Below are 18,007 nucleotides of genomic sequence, written 5' to 3' on the forward strand. Positions count from 1 at the left end.
CGGCTTCAGAAGACCAATCGCAATAATTTCGCTATTTGGTATCTCCGTCAAATAGTAAAGGAAAAAATTTGCCTTCCATTTTATGTCCTTTTGGTATTTGAGGCACCCCTGCCAGAAGTTCATCATTGGTATTACTAATTGTACCGTCTGCAAAGACGTTCAGAACAAAGGCTCTGCGGCTTATGTCCGATTTGTTCTCGTAGGAGCCGTGTACCATTAAAGGATGATGAAAAGTGGCATACCCCTTTTTGAGTTCAATGGCCACGGGATTTTTAAACTGTTCTTTTTGCTCCTCACTTAAGTATTCCATCAGTCCATCCATATCTCCCGCCAAGGCCGGGGCATCCAATAACCCCCATTTATGACTTTTAGGAATATAGTGTAGACATCCATTTTCTACGGAAGCATCATCCAGCCCTGTCCAGCAAGTTAAGTGTTGCATGGCCACTGTTCTTGTCCAATATGAATAATCCTGATGCCATGCCACTACCCCACCATGTTTTGCCGGCTTACAGAACAGTTGATCATGCCAGAAGCGAACAGGCTTGTTTTCCAATAGTTGATAGGCTGCCATAATAAAAGCAGGGTTCCATAGGATATCATGAAATCCCGGAGTAATACGCCAATGACCCAAGGAATGGAACAAAACTGAATTTGGGTCTTCCGATTCATTACTTTGGAACTCATAAAACAAATGATTGGCAGGATGGTTGGGGTCAACTACTTCTGCCAATTCCTGGCGCAAGACTTCTAATTGCTGATCATCAAGCATTTTGATATTAGCCAAATATCCATATTCATGAAAATGAGAAACCTGTTCCTCGCTTAATCTATATTGGTCCCATTCTTCCAATGTTTGCGGCAGCTTAAAAAGATCTGATATTAATCTATGCTCCTCTGCCAAATCCTTCACCGATTCCATAATTTTTAATTTTTATGATGTTAACTATTTGATTTTGATTTATTTAAATTATATACTAATCAATTGTACCTCCAAAAAAACGAAGGGTGTCCTTAATATGTTCGCTCCAATATTCCCATTGATGTCCTCCGGGAAATTCTTCATAAATATGATCTATCCGCTTATCCTGTAGTTGTTGATGTAATTTTCGATTGTATTCCAAAAGCAAATCTTCGGTCCCACAATCGAACCTCAATTTTGGCAAATTGTTTGGATTGTCCTGAATTAAGGACCAAACCGAGTTTTCCCTTTCATCCTCTTGCAGATATCCCTCCAAAGGCTCTTCAACAAACAGTGCCATCTGGTCAAGATCCGTAATGGAAGAATGCGCCGAAATAGCTTTGAACTTCTCCCGGTACTTCACGCCAAGACGCAATGCACCAAAACCACCCATGGACAATCCGGAAATAAACAAAGGAGATTTTTTCCCGACCGAAGTTACATTTGCCATTACCGCCTTAGGGACATCTTCAATAATCCATTTTTCAAAGTTGTGTCCGTTATGAGGTACGTAACCGGAACCATCACCCCACAATCCATCCGAGGGCATGGCTATGGCCATAGGAGGAATATCACCATCTTCCATCATTTGCCAAGCGGACAGATGCACACCCGCTTTTTGCGTCCACACCCAGGCACCACCATAAACCCCGTGTAGGAGTAAGACCAAGGGAAGATTAGCTACAGTATCCAATGGGGGCACGAATACGCAAATATCCCCACGGCCCTTTAAATTTGGTGTTTTAACGGTTATGTACCTTAGGTTCCCAGTCTCAAAACGCGGGTCGGATAATTCGGTGGTTCTGAACATCTGTTTTCTTTTCTAGTTAAAAAGGATTACGCCTTTGGCATTCTTTCCGGCCAACATATCATCAAAAGCCTGTTGTAGGTCTTCCAAGGGATAGGTTCGGGTAATCATTTCATCCAACTTAAGGACTCCCGATTCGTAGTGGGAAATGATCCTTGGAAAATCACGTTCGGGATTACATCCCCCGTATAAAGGATTAATGTACACTTTGTCCCATTCGAATAGATTCATATCAAATACAATTTCTTGTTCTATTCCACTTACTTGAACGGCGGTACCCGCATTTCGGATCATGGCCAAGGGAGCAGCACCGAGTTCAGGTATGGCAGTACATTCAAAGGCATAGTCGGCACCTCGCCCATCGGTCATTTGTTTTACCTTTTCAGCGGCTTCCAATAATCCCTTATCGCTTTTATCCGCCTTTAGCAAATGCGTAGCTCCAAAAGTCTGGGCCATTTGCAATCGGTGCTCATTGACGTCAATGGCTATAATTTTGGAGGCCTTGTTAATTTTTGCACCTTGGATGACATTAAGTCCTACCCCTCCCGTGCCCAAGACTACAACGGAACTATTTTCCTTTACTTTTGCCGAATTCACTACCGAACCGTATCCGGTCATAACCCCGCAACTGATAATGCTGGCCGCAGGAAAGGAAAGTTCCTTTGAAGTGTTCTTTACCACGGCGGAGGCCTTTACTAGAGCATATTCGGATAAGGTCCCAAGGTTAAAGGAACGTTCTATGGGGGTATTCTTCCAGATGGTGCCCTCCAAATGGGCATGGCCTTCGGTATATCCATTGGCCCCGGCCACTACTGGGGAGTTCTTCTCACATATATGTTCATTCCCTTCCTTGCATTGAAAGCACTTTCTACAGGGTGTTGCCCAATTCAAAATCACGGAATCACCTACCACAACATGTTCCACCTGGGCACCAATTTCCGCAACAATCCCTGAGCCTTCGTGACCCATTACTATGGGCTTTCCCCAATTTAGGGAATCATAGTCCGTATGGCAAAGGCCTGCCGCCTTTATCTTAACCAGGACTTCGTCCGGTTTGGGACTGGCCAAGGTAACATGGTCTATCATAAAATTACCATCTCCTGTGGCAATTGCACTTTTCGAAAAAATGGGCATTTGTCGCTATTTGAAAATTTATTGAAATTAACCGCTTTGTACGTAGTTCTAAATTACTTCATTCTAAACATACAAAATAGTATTTCACCGATTGGGCCCTACGTCCAAAAATTCCTTAATGTCCTTCTGAAGCAAAAAAAGCCAGAAAAAGCTCTCCATGCTTCTCTTTTTTTAACCAATAAATAAACTATTCTGTTTATATTATTCATTTTTTTATATTTTGGCGATAAAATAAAGTAGTAATTGGGTTAAATTAGCGTCTTAGACCGTTATTATGGTTTAATGACAGAGGACACATGTTATCCATTTAGCATCTCAAAATCCGGTAATGAAACCCATTTTAGAACCTATCCATCTAGATCAACAAAGGACCATTACGGGATTCTGCTTTGCAAAGAAAAATTTTGGGACGCCCTGGCATTTTCATCCACAACATGAGCTGACCTATATTGAAGAAAGTGTGGGGACCAAATTTATTGGTGACTATGTAGGGCCCTACGAGCCCGGTGAATTGGTTTTGATCCGTTCTAATTTACCGCATTGTTGGAAAAATCAGGTTCAACAAAATGGACAGTCCAAATCGGTAGTGGCGCAATGGGACAAAGGCATTTTCGCAAAAATACCTGAATTGGACCCGATTTTTAAAATGTTAAGAACAGCTTCCAAGGGCATCATCTTTGATAAAAAGGAAATCGCCCCGTTAATCGCTCCATTCCAAGAGTTGCCCCAGTTAACCGGGCAAGAGCTGTACATCCGTTTGTTGACCTTGTTGGCAGCACTGTCAAAATGCAAATATGAAACACTTTCCGAGGCCAGTTTTACCGATGATATTCCCACCGAGTACGGTAGTCGTATGGCGAAGGTCCATGATTTTGTCAGTACCCATTTCAATCGGAAAATCTATCTCAAGGAATTGGCCGGGCTTGTAAATATGTCCGAACAATCCTTTTCCCGTTTTTTCAGCAAAATGATGGGGCGCCCCTTTTTTACATTCCTCAACGAGTACCGCATTAATATGGCGGCACGCATGTTACTCGATACGGACTATTCCATTTCGCAAATCGGTTTTGCCTGTGGGTATGAAAGTCTTCCTTTCTTTTATAGGCAATTCAAAAAAACAATGGGGTCTTCACCCTTGGTGTATCAGAAAAACTTTTCCCCAAGCTCAACCCGGTAATAGGCCCAGAACCAATACACCTGCTATACATCATCCATAAATGTGCACAAATAATCATTTTTGGTCCAACTAAAAAACTTGGGCGATGGACCCAACGAAATGTATCAATGTCATACTAATGAAGGGTCTTGGCAAACCATGAAATATACGCTTTGCACAAAAGGAAGGTAGATTACGCCATTATTTGGTATTGCTTGTGGAAAGAAAAATAATATAAAAACTTTGGGTGCGGATAGTGGATATATCAAGGACATGGATATTAAAGGTGTACACCTTTTGGAAGGCAGCTCCAAGTTGGAGTCTAGTTAAAAAAAGGACGGACTTTAAGTTTCCAATATGGGAGGGAAAACCGAAAACTTCACCTATTATTTGGAAATTAGGATATAAGCGGATAAAGTAGTTAATTGAGTTAGTTTTTTTTAATTTCGGAGCGCGCACCATTTGGTGCGCTCTTTTCGATGTTGAATTTTAGACCTGAGAATGGATTATATTGTGTGTGAAAAGCCGGGTGAGTTTGTTCTGAAGAAAAAAGACGAACCTAAAAAGCAGGCTGGCGAGGCGCTTCTTAAAGTTAAGAAAGTAGGTATCTGCGGTACTGATCTGCATGCCTACATGGGTAATCAGGCATTTTTTACATATCCACGGATTTTAGGTCATGAATTGGCGACGCAGGTTATCGAAATCGGTGAAAATCCACAGGGCATAAAACCGGGTGATAATGTGGTAATCATGCCGTATGTGAGCTGTAAAAAATGTATAGCCTGTAGAAATGGTAAGCCTAATTGTTGTACCAACATCAAAGTCTTGGGCATACATACCGATGGCGGCATGCAGGAACGCATTTCCGTTCCGGTAGACCTTGTGATACCTGCGAAAAATTTAAGCGACAACCAAATGGCCGTGGTGGAACCGTTGGCGATAAGTGCACATGCCATTAGAAGGGCACAATTGGAAATAGGCGAAACTATTGTTGTAGTGGGTTGCGGGCCCATAGGCATAGGCATTATGAAACTGGCCCAAATAGCGGGGGCTCGTGTAATCGCTATTGATATGAATCGACAACGACTGGATTATGCCAAGGAGAAAATAGGAATTGATCATATATTATTAGGCGGACCCGATGCCGTTCAAGAAGTTTCTAAAATCACAAATGGCGATATGGCCACCATCGTTTTTGATGCCACAGGCCATAAGGGAGCATTGGAATCCGGCACGGATTATATGGCCCATGGGGGGAAATATGTGCTCGTGGGCCTTTCTAAAGGAGAACTTACTTTTTCGCACCCTGCTATCCACGCCAAGGAAACTACGTTATTGTGTAGTAGAAATGCTACTCTGGAAGATTTTGAGTATGTTATTTCCATTTTGGAAAGGGGTGAATTTCCCATTGATTCCTTTATTACCCATAATGTAAGTTATGAAAATATGATAGCCCATTTCGATAGCTGGCTTAATCCTGAAAATGGCGTAATTAAAGCCACCGTGGATTTTCAATCGTAATAAATAACGGATTATTGAACTTATGTCAAACACCTTTATACAGATACATCCAAAGGACAATATTCTGGCTGCCCTGACCGACTTGCCAAAAGGGACGGCAATCGAACACAACGGTAGTCCTTTTCACCTTATAGGGGAGACGAAGGCGAAACATAAGTTTGCCACCGAGGATCTTCAGGTAGGTGATGAAATCTTTATGTATGGCACTTTGGTGGGCAAGGCCATTAAACCTATTGCCCAAGGAGAGACCATAACTACCGAAAATGTGGTGCACGCTTCATTCGAATATGCGGTAGGCAAGGAAAAGATTAGTTGGAAGGCGCCGGACGTCTCCAAATGGAGAGATCGGACTTTTAATGGTTACCACAGGGCCGAGGGCAGCGTGGGCACCGCCAATTATTGGCTGGTCATTCCTATGGTCTTTTGTGAGAACCGAAATGTAGAGGTTTTGAAATCATCGTTGTCCAAATCCCTTGGTTATCATACTTCTACGGATTTTATAGTTGATACCCAAACATTGATAAATCAATACAAAAAAGGAGCTTCTTCCGATGATCTGCTAGCCGCGGAAATCATGAAAAGCCCGGAAGATGTTAAACGTACACGCACTTTTCCCAATGTGGACGGGATTAAATTTTTGACCCACGAAGGAGGATGCGGCGGATTTCGTCTGGACTCCGATACGCTTTGTAACCTACTGGCCGGGTACATTACCAATCCCAATGTGGCCGGTGCAACCGTTCTAAGCTTGGGCTGCCAGAACGCAGAGGTGAAATTGTTGCAGGAAGCCATAGAAAGGAATAGTCCCAACTTTTCAAAACCCTTATATATCCTGGAGCAGCAAAAAAGTGAGAGCGAACGTCATTTTATCGAGGAAGCGGTCAAAAAGACTTTTCTGGGATTGATCGAAGCCAATAAAACAGAACGAAAGCCCGCCCCTTTGCACCACTTGGTCCTTGGGTTGGAATGTGGCGGCTCCGACGGTTTTTCGGGAATATCAGCCAACCCTGCCCTAGGGTATGCGTCGGATTTATTGGTCGCCCTGAAGGGTACCACGGTATTGTCCGAATTTCCAGAACTCAATGGGGTGGAACAAGAACTTATCAACCGATGTGAAACACCGGAGAGTGCCAAAAAGTTTGCAGACTTAATGGATTCTTACTCGGCCAAGGCAGTTGCCTTGGGATCCGGTTTTAAGAACAATCCCTCACCGGGAAACATCAAGGATGGATTGATAACCGACGCCATGAAATCCGCCGGAGCCGCAAAAAAGGGAGGCACTTCACCGGTAACAGATGTTTTGGACTATACTGAAAAAGTAACCAAAAAAGGGCTTAATCTATTGTGTACTCCGGGGAACGATGTTGAAAGTACCACAGGTCTGGCAGGTTCCGGTTGCAATGTAATCTGCTTTACCACAGGATTAGGGACACCCACAGGAAACCCTGTGGCCCCGGTAATCAAAATATCCAGTAACAATACCCTGAGCGAACGTATGAAGGATATCATAGATTTTAACACGGGAAGCATCATCACGGGTGAAGCTACTATTGAAAGTATAGGCGAGGAACTCCTGGAATATATTATCGAGGTTGCCAATGGAGAGGTCGTTCCGGCAGCGGTTCGCTTAGGCCAGGAGGATTTCATCCCATGGAAAAGGGGGATTTCCCTATAACACGCATGTAAATGAATTCATTGAACAGAAGCACATTTTCGGGAAACTCCTACACGGAAAGAATACTACAATTTGGAGAAGGAAACTTTCTAAGGGCATTTGCCGACTGGATGATCCATGAAATGAACCGAAAAGCGGATTTTAACGGCGGTGTAGTGGTGGTACAGCCCATAGAACAGGGTTTGGTACAAATGCTCAATGATCAGGATGGACTGTACACCCTTTATTTGAATGGTATTAGGCATGGAAAAGCAATTAGTGAACATCAAGTTATTGACTGTATTCAAAGAGGAATAAATCCTTATGAAAATTATACCGATTACTTGGTCAATGCCGATAATCCCAATTTGCGGTTTATTATTTCCAACACTACGGAGGCAGGAATAGCCTACTCCAAAACGGACAGATTGGAAGATACTCCACAAAAAAGTTTCCCAGGCAAACTGACCGCATTTCTGTACCGAAGGTATCAAACTTTTGAAGGAGATCTTAATAAAGGCCTTATCCTAATTCCCTGTGAACTAATCGATAGAAATGGGGATAATTTGAAAAGAATTGTATTGCAACACGCCAACGATTGGGGTTTGGATAACGGATTTATCAATTGGATAGAAGAAGCCAATATCTTTTGTAATACCCTGGTAGACCGTATTGTACCCGGCTACCCAAAGGATAAAGTAGAAACCTTGACCCAAGAACTTGGATATAAGGATAATCTAATCGTTGAAGGAGAACAGTTCCATTTATGGGTCATAGAAGGACCGGAATCCGTGCAACAGGAATTTCCGGCCAAAGCCTGTGGGTTGAACGTCGTTTTTACCGACAATATGGAACCCTATCGTACCCGGAAGGTGCGTATATTGAACGGTGCACATACCTCATTGGTCCCGGTCGGTTATTTATATGGAATAGATAAAGTTCGCGAATCCTTGGAGGACCCTGTAGTAGGGACTTTCCTAAGAGATGCTATTTTCAATGAGATCTGCCTTACCTTGGATTTACCCCAAAAAGAGTTGGATCAGTTTGCCAATGATGTTTTGGACCGATTTAGAAATCCCTATTTGGAACATGCCCTGCTAAGCATTTCATTGAATTCGGTTTCCAAATTCAAGACCAGGGTATTACCGTCTATTTTGGAATATATAAAGCGACAAAACAAGTTGCCCAAAAGGTTATTGTTTTCGTTGGCCGCGTTGATCGCTTTTTACAAAGGAGAAAGAAATGGAACGTCCATTCCCTTAAGGGATGATAGAGAAGTCCTAGACTTTTTTGAATCCCAATGGGCTTCGGGGGATATTTCTTCAGTAACCAATAGTACATTGGCGAATACGGCCTTTTGGGGAAAAAATCTTACAGACTTTAATGGGTTACAGGAAGTAGTAGAAACTTATTTAGAAGATATCGTCTCCCGTGGTATGGTAACGGCATTGACAGCGCAACTCAAATCATACGAATAGCCTAATCCCGGTACTATCAACAAAATAGATTGGGGAATTGGTTTTTTATAGTAGCAACTTAAAAACGTTTAGATGAGTGTCCTTATCTACTTGGCAAACAAAGTATATGACCGGGCAAAGCAATAAATTCAAATACATGAAAAGTTCAAAATTTAGATTTTTCACCTTTTTGGTTGCAATTGGGATATTGGGTTGTGCTGAAAAAAAAGAGGCGGATTCTACCGCTTTAAAAGATGCCTTAATCGTTGAAAAAGAGCAATATACTGAAGATTGGGCCTCCCTTGGCAAACATAACGAATCACCAGAATGGTTTGAAAATGCCAAATTGGGTATCTATTTCCATTGGGGCCTATATTCGGTCCCCGCATTCAAAAACGAATGGTATCCACGTTGGATGCACTTCAAGGACAATGAAATCTACAAACATCATGTGGAAAAATATGGTGAACCCTCGGAATTTGGATATCATGATTTTGCACCGATGTTCAAGGCCGAAAAATTCGATGCCGATTCCTGGGCCCAACTTTTTAAGGATGCCGGTGCCAAATTCGCGGGACCTGTTGCGGAGCATCATGATGGGTATGCCATGTGGGACAGTAAAATTACACCTTGGAATGTAATGGATACCGGACCAAAACGGGATATTACCGGTGAGTTGGAAAAGGCCATCAAGGCCAAGGGCATGAAATTCATTACCGCCTTTCACCACGCCAAAAACCTACAGCGAAGTTCGGAATTGGGAAAAGAGGAACAGCTAAGTCATTATCCTTATTTTGAAGGGATGCCCCCAAGTTCCGACGACCCAAATTTGCAACTGATGTATGGAAACATGGAACATGAAAAATGGTATAGGGAAGTCTGGTTGGGCAAACTTAAGGAAGTCGTGGACAACTATCATCCCGATATTGTATGGTTCGACTATGTTTTGGGAAATATTCCACAGGAGTATCGCAAGGATTTTGCAGCCTATTATTTGAATGAGGCCAAAGATAAAGACCAGGAGGTGGTCATTGTTCGGAAGCAGCACGACCTTCCTTTGAGCATGAGTGTAGAAGATTTGGAACAGGCCAGAAAAAATGAGATAGGGACAAAACCTTGGATGACCGATGCCACGATCAGTGATGGCAGTTGGTGCTATACCGAAAACCTTGGGGTAAAACCGGCCAAGGATGTACTCCATATGCTCATTGATATTGTAAGTAAAAATGGTGTGCTACTTTTGAACGTCTCCCCAAAATCGGATGGAACCATTCCCGATAATCAAAAAGATGGCCTATTACAAATGGGCCATTGGCTCAAAAGATATGGAGAGGCCATTTACGACACGGAGGCATGGTATACTTTTGGAGAAGGACCTACTAAGGAACCCGAAGGTCATTTTGAGAACCATAAGGCCTTTATGAAACTTACGTATTCCAACAAGGACATTCGCTATACCACAAAGGACTACACCATTTATGGCATTGTTCTGGGCTCTATTGAACCCGTTAAGGAACTTATCCTGGAATCCTTCGCCAAAAAGAATATCTTGGATGTGCCCAGTATAGAAAATGTCTCAGTTCTAGGGAGTGACGAGAAAATCGTTTGGAAGTATGACCCGGAAAGAGGGCTGACGCTCAAAACACCTGCGGAACCATTGGACGAGCTGGCAACCGTAATTAAAGTAACCATATCCCAATAAAATGACTATTGACGCACATCAACATTTTTGGAAGTACGAACCGGTAAAGCATTCTTGGATAGATGAAAGTATGTCTGCCATACGAAGGGATTTCATGCCTTCCGACCTAAAAAAGATTTATGAGGAAAACGGCGTGGATGGTTGTGTGGCCGTACAAGCAGATCAAACTTTGGAAGAGACCAATTTCCTATTGGGATTGGCCAAGGAGCATTCGTTTATCAAAGGAGTCGTTGGATGGGTAGACCTACGTTCCGATGCTGTGGACGAGACCTTGGAAAAATATAAGCAATATGAAAAGATAAAGGGTTTCCGGCATATCGTCCAGGGAGAACCGGACCATAATTTTTTGTTGAGGGCCGATTTTTTGCGGGGCATCTCGTTTTTGGAAAAATACGATTACGTATATGACATCCTTATTTTCCCGCACCAGCTTGGTGCCGCTTTGGAGTTTGTGAAACGGTTTCCCCATCAAAAATTCGTAATAGATCATATCGCCAAGCCCTACATTAAAGATGGTTTTTATGAAGGTTGGTCAGTTCTTATGAAAGAAATCGCAAAATATGATAACGTCCATTGTAAACTATCGGGAATGGTTACAGAATCCGGTTATTCAACCTGGAGCCCTCAACAGATAACCCCTTATATGGATTTGGTACTTGAGGCCTTTGGCCCCTCCAAACTTATGTATGGTTCGGATTGGCCGGTCTGCTTGGTTGCGGGTACTTATGGGCAGGTAAAAAATTTAGTAAGCGATTTTGTTTCCAAACTCAGCCCTGCCGAACAGGAGGCCGTAATGGGTTTGAACGCAATACAGTTTTATAATTTAAAGTAAGAATCAATGGATTTAGGCTTAACAAACAAGGTCGTAGTAGTTACCGGTGCCGCCGGTTTAAAAGGTAGTATTGGAGAAACCATAGTCCAGGCCTTGGCCAATGAAGGCGCCATACCTGTTATAGTTTGTCGTAATGACCGTGGTTATGGTTATGAGTCGGCTTTGCAGGAAAGAGGTATCGATTCCATTTTTGTTAAAACCGATTTATCGGATCCGGCACAAGTAGAAAGCGCCGCAAAGAAAATCGGAGATAAATACGGACAAATCGATGCTTTGATAAATAATGTCGGCGTTAATGATGGGGCAGGTTTGGATGCTTCTATTGAAGACTTTATGTATTCCTTGAAATTAAACCTGGTCAGTTTTTTTACCATGACCAAATATTGCCTGCCCTATATCAAAAAGGCAAAAGGAAATATTTTAAATATCGGATCTAAGGTGGCATTGACCGGACAAGGAAATACTTCGGGCTATGCAGCGGCAAAAGGCGGTGTTTTGGGGTTGACCCGGGAATGGGCCGTTGATCTGATCAAGGAAGGCATCCGTTCCAATGCCATAATCATTGCGGAAAGCTGGACCCCTTCCTATGATTCCTGGATAAAAACGTTGGACAGTGGCGAAGAGAAACTAAAATCCATCATCAAAAAAATTCCTTTGGGAAATCGAATGACCACCCCACAGGAAATTGCGGACCTCTGTTTATTTACCATCTCTGAAAAATCGTCGCATACCACAGGACAATTTATTACCGTAGATGGCGGATATGTACATTTGGACCGGGCATTGTTGACGGAATGACAAGGAAATATAGCATAAGCCAAATAAACATACCAAGGAAAACCACTAAACCACCTATATGAATACCACCCATAAAATACCCGTAGTCTCAAAATCGGTACTCGTCCCTTTTATTTTGATTACCTCTCTGTTTGCGTTATGGGGCTTGGCCAATGACATGACCAATCCTATGGTTCGGGGTTTCCAAAAGGTGTTGGAACTAAGCAACACGCAGGCGTCTTTGGTACAGTTGGCATTTTACGGAGGCTATTTTACCATGGCCATCCCCGCGGCCTTATTTGTAAATCGATTTTCCTATAAAAAAGGGGTGCTAATGGGTCTGGTTTTATACGCGGTTGGGGCTCTTTTGTTTTATCCCGCTGCCGCCAAGGAAAGTTACGGCTTCTTTTTGGCTGCACTTTATATCTTGACTTTTGGGCTGGCCTTTTTGGAAACGACCTCGAACCCATACATTCTATCCATGGGCGCAGAAGAAACGGCCACCCAACGTTTGAACTTTGCCCAGATGTTTAACCCTGTGGGTTCCATCACCGGTTTGTTGATAGCACAAAATTTTGTGCTGGGAGCCCTGAGATCTGATGATACCGATGCTGATGGAACTCCCATTTTCGACACCTTATCCGAAAGCGCCAAAGCAGTGATAAGGACATCCGACCTTGAAATTATTCGAAATCCCTATGTCATTTTAGGAATTGTCGTTACCTTCTTCTTTGTACTGATCAGTGTGATCAAGATGCCGCAAAACAAGCACCAAGAAACCAAGGTTAACTTTATGGATTCCCTACGAAGGTTATGGAAACAACCCAAATTTGCCTTTGGTGTCATTGCCCAAGCCTTTTATGTAGGCGCCCAAATCATGTGTTGGACCTTTGTTTACCAGTATGCGGAAACTTTGGGTATCGATGCGAAATCCGCGGTTTGGTACGGATTAGCTGGTTACGTGGTTTTTCTTACGGGTAGAACCATTGGTACCGCGCTAATGAGTAAAATAGATTCTGGCAAATTGTTGATGTTGTTCGGTATCGGAGGAATGCTTACCCTTATCGGCGCCATTTTTTTACCGGGTATGTTGGGGATTTATTCCCTGGTGGCCACTTCCCTATTTATGTCGATCATGTTCCCTACTATCTATGGAATTGCCCTTGAAGGTCAAGGCGAGGATGCCAAATTTGGCGCGGCTTTTTTGGTAATGGCTATTGTCGGGGGAGCTTTATTGCCCTATGTACAGGGATATATGCTCGATTTTGGTGGGTTTGGTTATGAGGATGTTAGGTTTCTTGGGGTAAGTGAAATGCGTTTTTCCTTTGTACTTTCGTTGATATGCCTCTTGGTTGTAGCCATTTACGGTCACAGGACCTATAAAATCTACCATCGCTAAACAAATCCCAATCCATGCAAATGGCCTAGAAATCACTTTGGTTTAATACCAAAACTTCTTTCCGCTTCACTATCGGCCGTATAGCGTAGCACCTTAGGAAAACCTTTACCCCTTGCGTATTGTATTTCCTTTTTCCAAATAACTTGCATTTCAACAAGCTTTTTGGCATATAAGGCTTTATCGGCCAAGTTCGTGGTCTCATCTGGATCTGCGCTTAAATCAAAAAGCTCCTCATATACTGCAGTCTCCCCTTGCAATGGCCCTTCCACATAGTTGCGATAGATGGCTATATCCGAGTCGTGTATCTCGTAAAGCATACCGGTTGGCGAAATATTCATTTCCTGGGCCGTTTCTATTATTTTACGAGCCGGGAGGTTCTCATTCCTATAATAACGAATATATTTCCACTCCTTGTTTTGCACGGACTCGCATCTAGGATTGCCAAAGTGCGTAGACCATAAGTTTTCCGTATACAGGTAGTTCCGAACAGAAGTTTTCGTTCCGGACAGAATATCCGTCAAATCCCTTCCCTGATAACTTTTCGGGATGGGAATACCGGCCATGGAAAGCAATGTAGGTGCTATATCGACGCTTTGAACAAGAGCATCTGATTTTCTTCTTCTCGTCGACTTTTTTGAGGTTGGGTCATAAATAATCAAGGGAACATGAGTGGTTATTTCGTAACACAAGGCCTTACCGCCCAAACCAAATTGTCCCATGAAAAGACCATGGTCCGAAGTAAAAACAATAATCGTATTTCGGTCCAAATTTTGTTCTCCTAACATTTTGCGTAATCGTCCCACAAGACGGTCTATTCCCGTCATAGCCTGTAGCTGCCGTACGTATCGCTCTTTGGTATCTGAAGGCGTATCTACAAATGCATATGAGGTTTGCCTATCCTCGGCCCTATGTATAGCGGGGGGAAGTTTCGGGTTTTTTATATCTTTTTTGGCCACATAATGATCCGGAAGCGGCATCTCAATATCACGATATAAGGACTTATATATGGTATCGTCCGTTTCTCTCATTTCCATAGTTGAAGTACCAGCACTGTGCGGAAGATTAAAACAAACCGACAGCATAAAAGGTCGGTTTTCAGGTCGGTTTTCCACAAATCTCAATGCACCCTGAAGCTTTTCTTCGTTGGATAAAAAATCAGACACTCCTTCCGATATTACCTCTACTTGGGTTTCCGATTTGGCCCCGTTAAAAATCCTATGACGCTCCTTTGGATAGAAACCCAAGTGACCATGACCGGCATACCAGTAATCAAAACTGCCTTCCATTATACCGCTTTTATAACCTCCCTCTCCAACGGGTACATGGTTTTTTCCAATCCAACCCGTGTAATAGCCATTCCCTCGCATAAGCATGGGATAGGTTTGCTCCCAGGCTTCTTCCGCCATACTGGTGCCTGAATTGAAATTGATGCCATGTTTCCGCTCAAATTGACTCGTTAAAATACTGGCGCGGCTTGGGGTACAGATTGCACTGGTAATGTGGGCATTGGTAAATAGGATTCCTTCTTGGGCCAAAGCATCCAGATTGGGTGTCTTTACAATCGGGTTACCTGTACAGCGCATATAGCCATAGGACTGGTCATCCGTTAGGATAAAAATAAAATTTGGCCTTTCTTGAGCGAATGTGGTCAATATCCCAATGGCATTGAAAAAGACAATACCAAGAATGAAGCCTAAAGCACTTTTAAAATGTTCAATCTTCCCAATGCGCATCAATAATCTTTTGAATATGCGGATAGTTCGCGTCGGTTTCGTTCAAGTCCTTCCGTATTTTTGTCAATTGTAGTTTCAGGTCTGCAATGACCTCAGCATATTGGGGATTGCTATATGCATTGTTCATTTCCTTGGGGTCCTTTTTCAAATCATAGAATTCCCAGGCCGGTGGTGTATGGTTCGCAAAATCGTTTCCCCAGCTCTTTTTATTCCAAGTAGCATTGGGATCATCCGTATCCACCCAATATTTCCCGTAAAAGAAAATCAATTTGTAGTCCTTGGTACGGATACCAAAATGGGCCGGATTCTGATGCTTATGGGCCAAGTGCATCCAATACCGATAATAGGTGGCCTTTTGCCAATTCTCGGGCTCCTCCCCTGTTTCCAAAATGGATTTAAAACTCTTTCCTTGCATATAATCAGGACTTTTGCCACCGGCCAGTTCTATAAGGGTCGGTGCAAAATCCGTATTGTTGATAATAGCGTCCGTTCTGATTCCACCCTTAATGGATTTTGGATAACGTACAAAAAAGGGCATACGCATGGATTCCTCATACATCCATCGTTTGTCGATATAGTCGTGCTCACCCAGCATAAAACCTTGGTCTCCCGTATAGACAATGATTGTATTTTCCAGCAGGCCTTCTTCCTTCAAATAGTCCATTAAACGCCGTATATTATCATCTACGCCCTTAACGCAACGCAAGTATTTCTTTAGGTAATCCTGGTATACTTGGCTAGCATACTCCTTTTCCAACTGATTCATCTCCCACTTTTCAAACTCATGGGGTTCAATATCCTTGGCATCCCTGTATTTTGTGTAAATCGTACTATCATTCCAGTAAATGTTCATGGCCTGATTCCGAATAAGATTCCTTCGCGAAACCGAAGAACCTATAATGCGGGTCAAGGAATCGTTTTTTCCACGAGTTGCCGACGAACCATTGTTCCCATTGTCATACAAGCTTTCCGGCTCAGGAATAAAGGTTTCCGATAGGTAATCCTCATATCTTGGCGCATATTCAAAGTCGTCATGGGGTGCCTTAAAATGGTGCATCAGAAAAAAGGGTTTGGAAGGGTCCCGTTGGTTCCTTAAATAATCCAATGTAATATCCATAATCTTGTCGGACGAATGCCCTTGGGTCTTAACGACATTTTCCGGCCAGGGCTTATCGCCGCGTACACGAAATTCTGGATCGAAATACTTCCCTTGAGAAGGTAATACTTGATAAAAATCAAAAGCTACGGGTTCCTTTTTCAAATGCCATTTCCCTACTATTGCTGTATGATATCCCAATTTTTTCATCTCTTTGGGTAGATATTGTCTTTCCGGATCTATGTAACCTTCAAGATCTATTACACCATTGGTTTGTGCTCTTTGCCCCGTAATAATAGCTGCCCTACTGGGTACGCAAATGGAATTGTTCACAAAACAGTTATCGAAAATCATTCCTTCTTTCGCTATCTTGTCCAAATTGGGGGTAGGATCCAAATCCGCCAATTGACTTCCATAAACCCCCAATGCCTGAGTGGTGTGGTCATCGGACATAATGAAAATTATGTTGGGTTTCTGCTTCACGTGAGACGTTTCCTTGCTGGAACATGCCAAAATTAGGATGAAGGAAAGAATGGAAATGGGAAAGGACAGGCTTCTAAAAAAAAGTGACATTAGGTTGGATTTTGGTATCTAAAAATAGGGAATACTGAAGAGTTACACGAAAATCGTGAACTATAATCTTTGACAAATAATCCAATGTTTTAGATTCGCTCCAGTTTTATCGGAGGCGTATGGTGTGCGTTCCATTGGCAGACATATACATTTTTGTCCGCATCAATGCATACATCATGCCCATGATTGAAAACGGGAATCTTTGACTGATACATTTTTTGTAACTGGCCATTTTTATATAGGGGTGCTTCCCCACCAGGATTGGAGACCACTTTATTGTCCCCGTCCAGGATAGTTACAAAACCGGTATCCCTAACATAGTCCTTCCCTTCCCGGGTCTGGGACCAGCATACACCGGAATAGATGTTGGAATCGTCCATAACCGGCCTGCAGACAAACGCACCGGGCAGCTTCACCGTTTTGATGTATTGCCCGCTCAGGGTGAAAAATTTAAAGCTATTGGTAGCTCTGGACGTAACGATCAGAACCGGATTTTTCGTATCGCGATAGTCCACGGCTACGCCATGGGCATTTCTTAAGTTCAAGTTTTCATCCTCATGGTCATGCCCACCCCATTTTCTAACAAACTCCCCTTTGGCATTGAATTGCAAGATGTAATCGGAACCATAGCCATCGGCAACATAAATGTCCCCGTTGGGACCTATTGCCGTTTCCGTGGGAAGGTAATCTTGATCTTTTGAGTACACCCCAATAGTACGCGGGTCCGGTAACATAAACAACAACTTGCCATCCACGGTCGTCTTACTTACCGTACCTGACTGTTTGGTCCATTTACCCGATCTGTCTTGAAACCATCCACAATCCACTATGTACAGCATGTCCTCTCCGCCTTCATCATGTAGGGTCAATCCATGACCCCCTGGATATCTGGTACCCCAATAATCCAAAAGTTTTCCCGATTTATCAAAAATCAGAATATTATTATCCGTATGGTCCCCCAACATGATCAGACGGCCTTTGCTATCCATTTGCATCTCATGGCAATTGAGAATCGGGTTGTGGCCTACGGTCATTTTGGCCCAATCCTTATGAACCTTATACCTAAAATCCCCATGCCCTATTATATCATCCTCAGCTGTTCTATTCTTGACAATTCCAAATGTGAAAGAGGGAAGCGCGGCCACAGCCGTACCTGCTACCGTAGTTTTTTTCAAGAAACTTCTTCTGCTGTTCATAATTGGGT

Annotated in this window: 14 protein-coding genes; 8 read left to right on the plus strand and 6 right to left on the minus strand. The window is 43.0% G+C overall.

The genetic code is table 11. The annotated features are described in order from the left end of the window. Nucleotides 1–31: 31 nt before the first annotated feature. The 3 genes from Q0993_RS14775 to Q0993_RS14785 are packed head-to-tail and all read right to left on the minus strand — an operon-like array spanning nt 32 to nt 2,903. Complete coding sequence (locus Q0993_RS14775; RefSeq protein ID WP_299534363.1) at nt 32–922, minus strand: phytanoyl-CoA dioxygenase family protein; 891 nt, start codon at nt 920–922, stop codon at nt 32–34. 55 nt (nt 923–977) lie between these two features. Next, nucleotides 978–1,772, minus strand: coding sequence for an alpha/beta hydrolase-fold protein (locus Q0993_RS14780; protein WP_299534365.1), 795 nt, complete (start codon nt 1,770–1,772; stop codon nt 978–980). Nucleotides 1,773–1,784: 12 nt separating this feature from the next. Next, nucleotides 1,785–2,903: an alcohol dehydrogenase catalytic domain-containing protein gene (locus Q0993_RS14785; RefSeq protein ID WP_299534367.1), complete on the minus strand. Its 1,119-nt coding sequence runs from the start codon at nt 2,901–2,903 to the stop codon at nt 1,785–1,787. Between the two features lie 328 nt (nt 2,904–3,231). On the opposite strand from Q0993_RS14785, the gene Q0993_RS14790 reads away from it, so the two are divergent. The 8 genes from Q0993_RS14790 (at nt 3,232) to fucP (ending at nt 13,401) form a co-directional block, all read left to right on the plus strand. Next, a complete protein-coding gene (locus tag Q0993_RS14790; RefSeq protein WP_299534369.1) occupies nt 3,232–4,080 on the plus strand; it encodes an AraC family transcriptional regulator in 849 nt (282 codons plus the stop codon). Nucleotides 4,081–4,560: 480 nt separating this feature from the next. Next, on the plus strand, nt 4,561–5,580 hold the full coding sequence (locus Q0993_RS14795) for a zinc-binding alcohol dehydrogenase family protein (protein WP_299534371.1): 1,020 nt from the start codon (nt 4,561–4,563) through the stop codon (nt 5,578–5,580). A gap of 22 nt (nt 5,581–5,602) precedes the next feature. Continuing rightward, a complete protein-coding gene (locus Q0993_RS14800; protein WP_299534374.1) occupies nt 5,603–7,255 on the plus strand; it encodes a UxaA family hydrolase in 1,653 nt (550 codons plus the stop codon). 11 nt (nt 7,256–7,266) lie between these two features. After that, a complete protein-coding gene (locus tag Q0993_RS14805) occupies nt 7,267–8,712 on the plus strand; it encodes a tagaturonate reductase (protein WP_299534377.1) in 1,446 nt (481 codons plus the stop codon). Between the two features lie 136 nt (nt 8,713–8,848). Beyond that, complete coding sequence (locus tag Q0993_RS14810; RefSeq protein ID WP_299534379.1) at nt 8,849–10,393, plus strand: alpha-L-fucosidase; 1,545 nt, start codon at nt 8,849–8,851, stop codon at nt 10,391–10,393. Between the two features lies 1 nt (nt 10,394). After that, nucleotides 10,395–11,225 carry an amidohydrolase gene (locus Q0993_RS14815; RefSeq protein WP_299534381.1) on the plus strand — a complete coding sequence of 277 codons (831 nt, stop codon included), beginning with the start codon at nt 10,395–10,397 and terminating at the stop codon, nt 11,223–11,225. A gap of 6 nt (nt 11,226–11,231) precedes the next feature. Beyond that, nucleotides 11,232–12,023 carry an SDR family oxidoreductase gene (locus Q0993_RS14820; RefSeq protein WP_299534384.1) on the plus strand — a complete coding sequence of 264 codons (792 nt, stop codon included), beginning with the start codon at nt 11,232–11,234 and terminating at the stop codon, nt 12,021–12,023. A gap of 58 nt (nt 12,024–12,081) precedes the next feature. Further along, nucleotides 12,082–13,401: an L-fucose:H+ symporter permease gene (gene fucP / locus Q0993_RS14825; protein ID WP_299534386.1), complete on the plus strand. Its 1,320-nt coding sequence runs from the start codon at nt 12,082–12,084 to the stop codon at nt 13,399–13,401. A 32-nt stretch (nt 13,402–13,433) separates the two neighbouring features. Here fucP and Q0993_RS14830 read toward each other — a convergent pair whose 3' ends face one another. From Q0993_RS14830 to Q0993_RS14840, 3 genes are all read right to left on the minus strand, one after another. Then, nucleotides 13,434–15,134 carry a sulfatase-like hydrolase/transferase gene (locus Q0993_RS14830; RefSeq protein WP_299534389.1) on the minus strand — a complete coding sequence of 567 codons (1,701 nt, stop codon included), beginning with the start codon at nt 15,132–15,134 and terminating at the stop codon, nt 13,434–13,436. Continuing rightward, complete coding sequence (locus Q0993_RS14835; protein ID WP_299534391.1) at nt 15,115–16,803, minus strand: sulfatase; 1,689 nt, start codon at nt 16,801–16,803, stop codon at nt 15,115–15,117. Before Q0993_RS14835 ends, Q0993_RS14830 begins: the two co-directional genes overlap by 20 nt. Nucleotides 16,804–16,892: 89 nt before the next feature. Continuing rightward, the gene (locus tag Q0993_RS14840; protein WP_299534394.1) at nt 16,893–17,999 is read right to left on the minus strand and encodes a twin-arginine translocation signal domain-containing protein; all 1,107 of its coding nucleotides are present in this window, start codon (nt 17,997–17,999) and stop codon (nt 16,893–16,895) included. Between the last annotated feature and the right edge of the window lie 8 nt (nt 18,000–18,007).

The organism is Ulvibacterium sp. (assembly GCF_028285715.1).
In the GTDB taxonomy this organism is placed as follows: domain Bacteria; phylum Bacteroidota; class Bacteroidia; order Flavobacteriales; family Flavobacteriaceae; genus Ulvibacterium.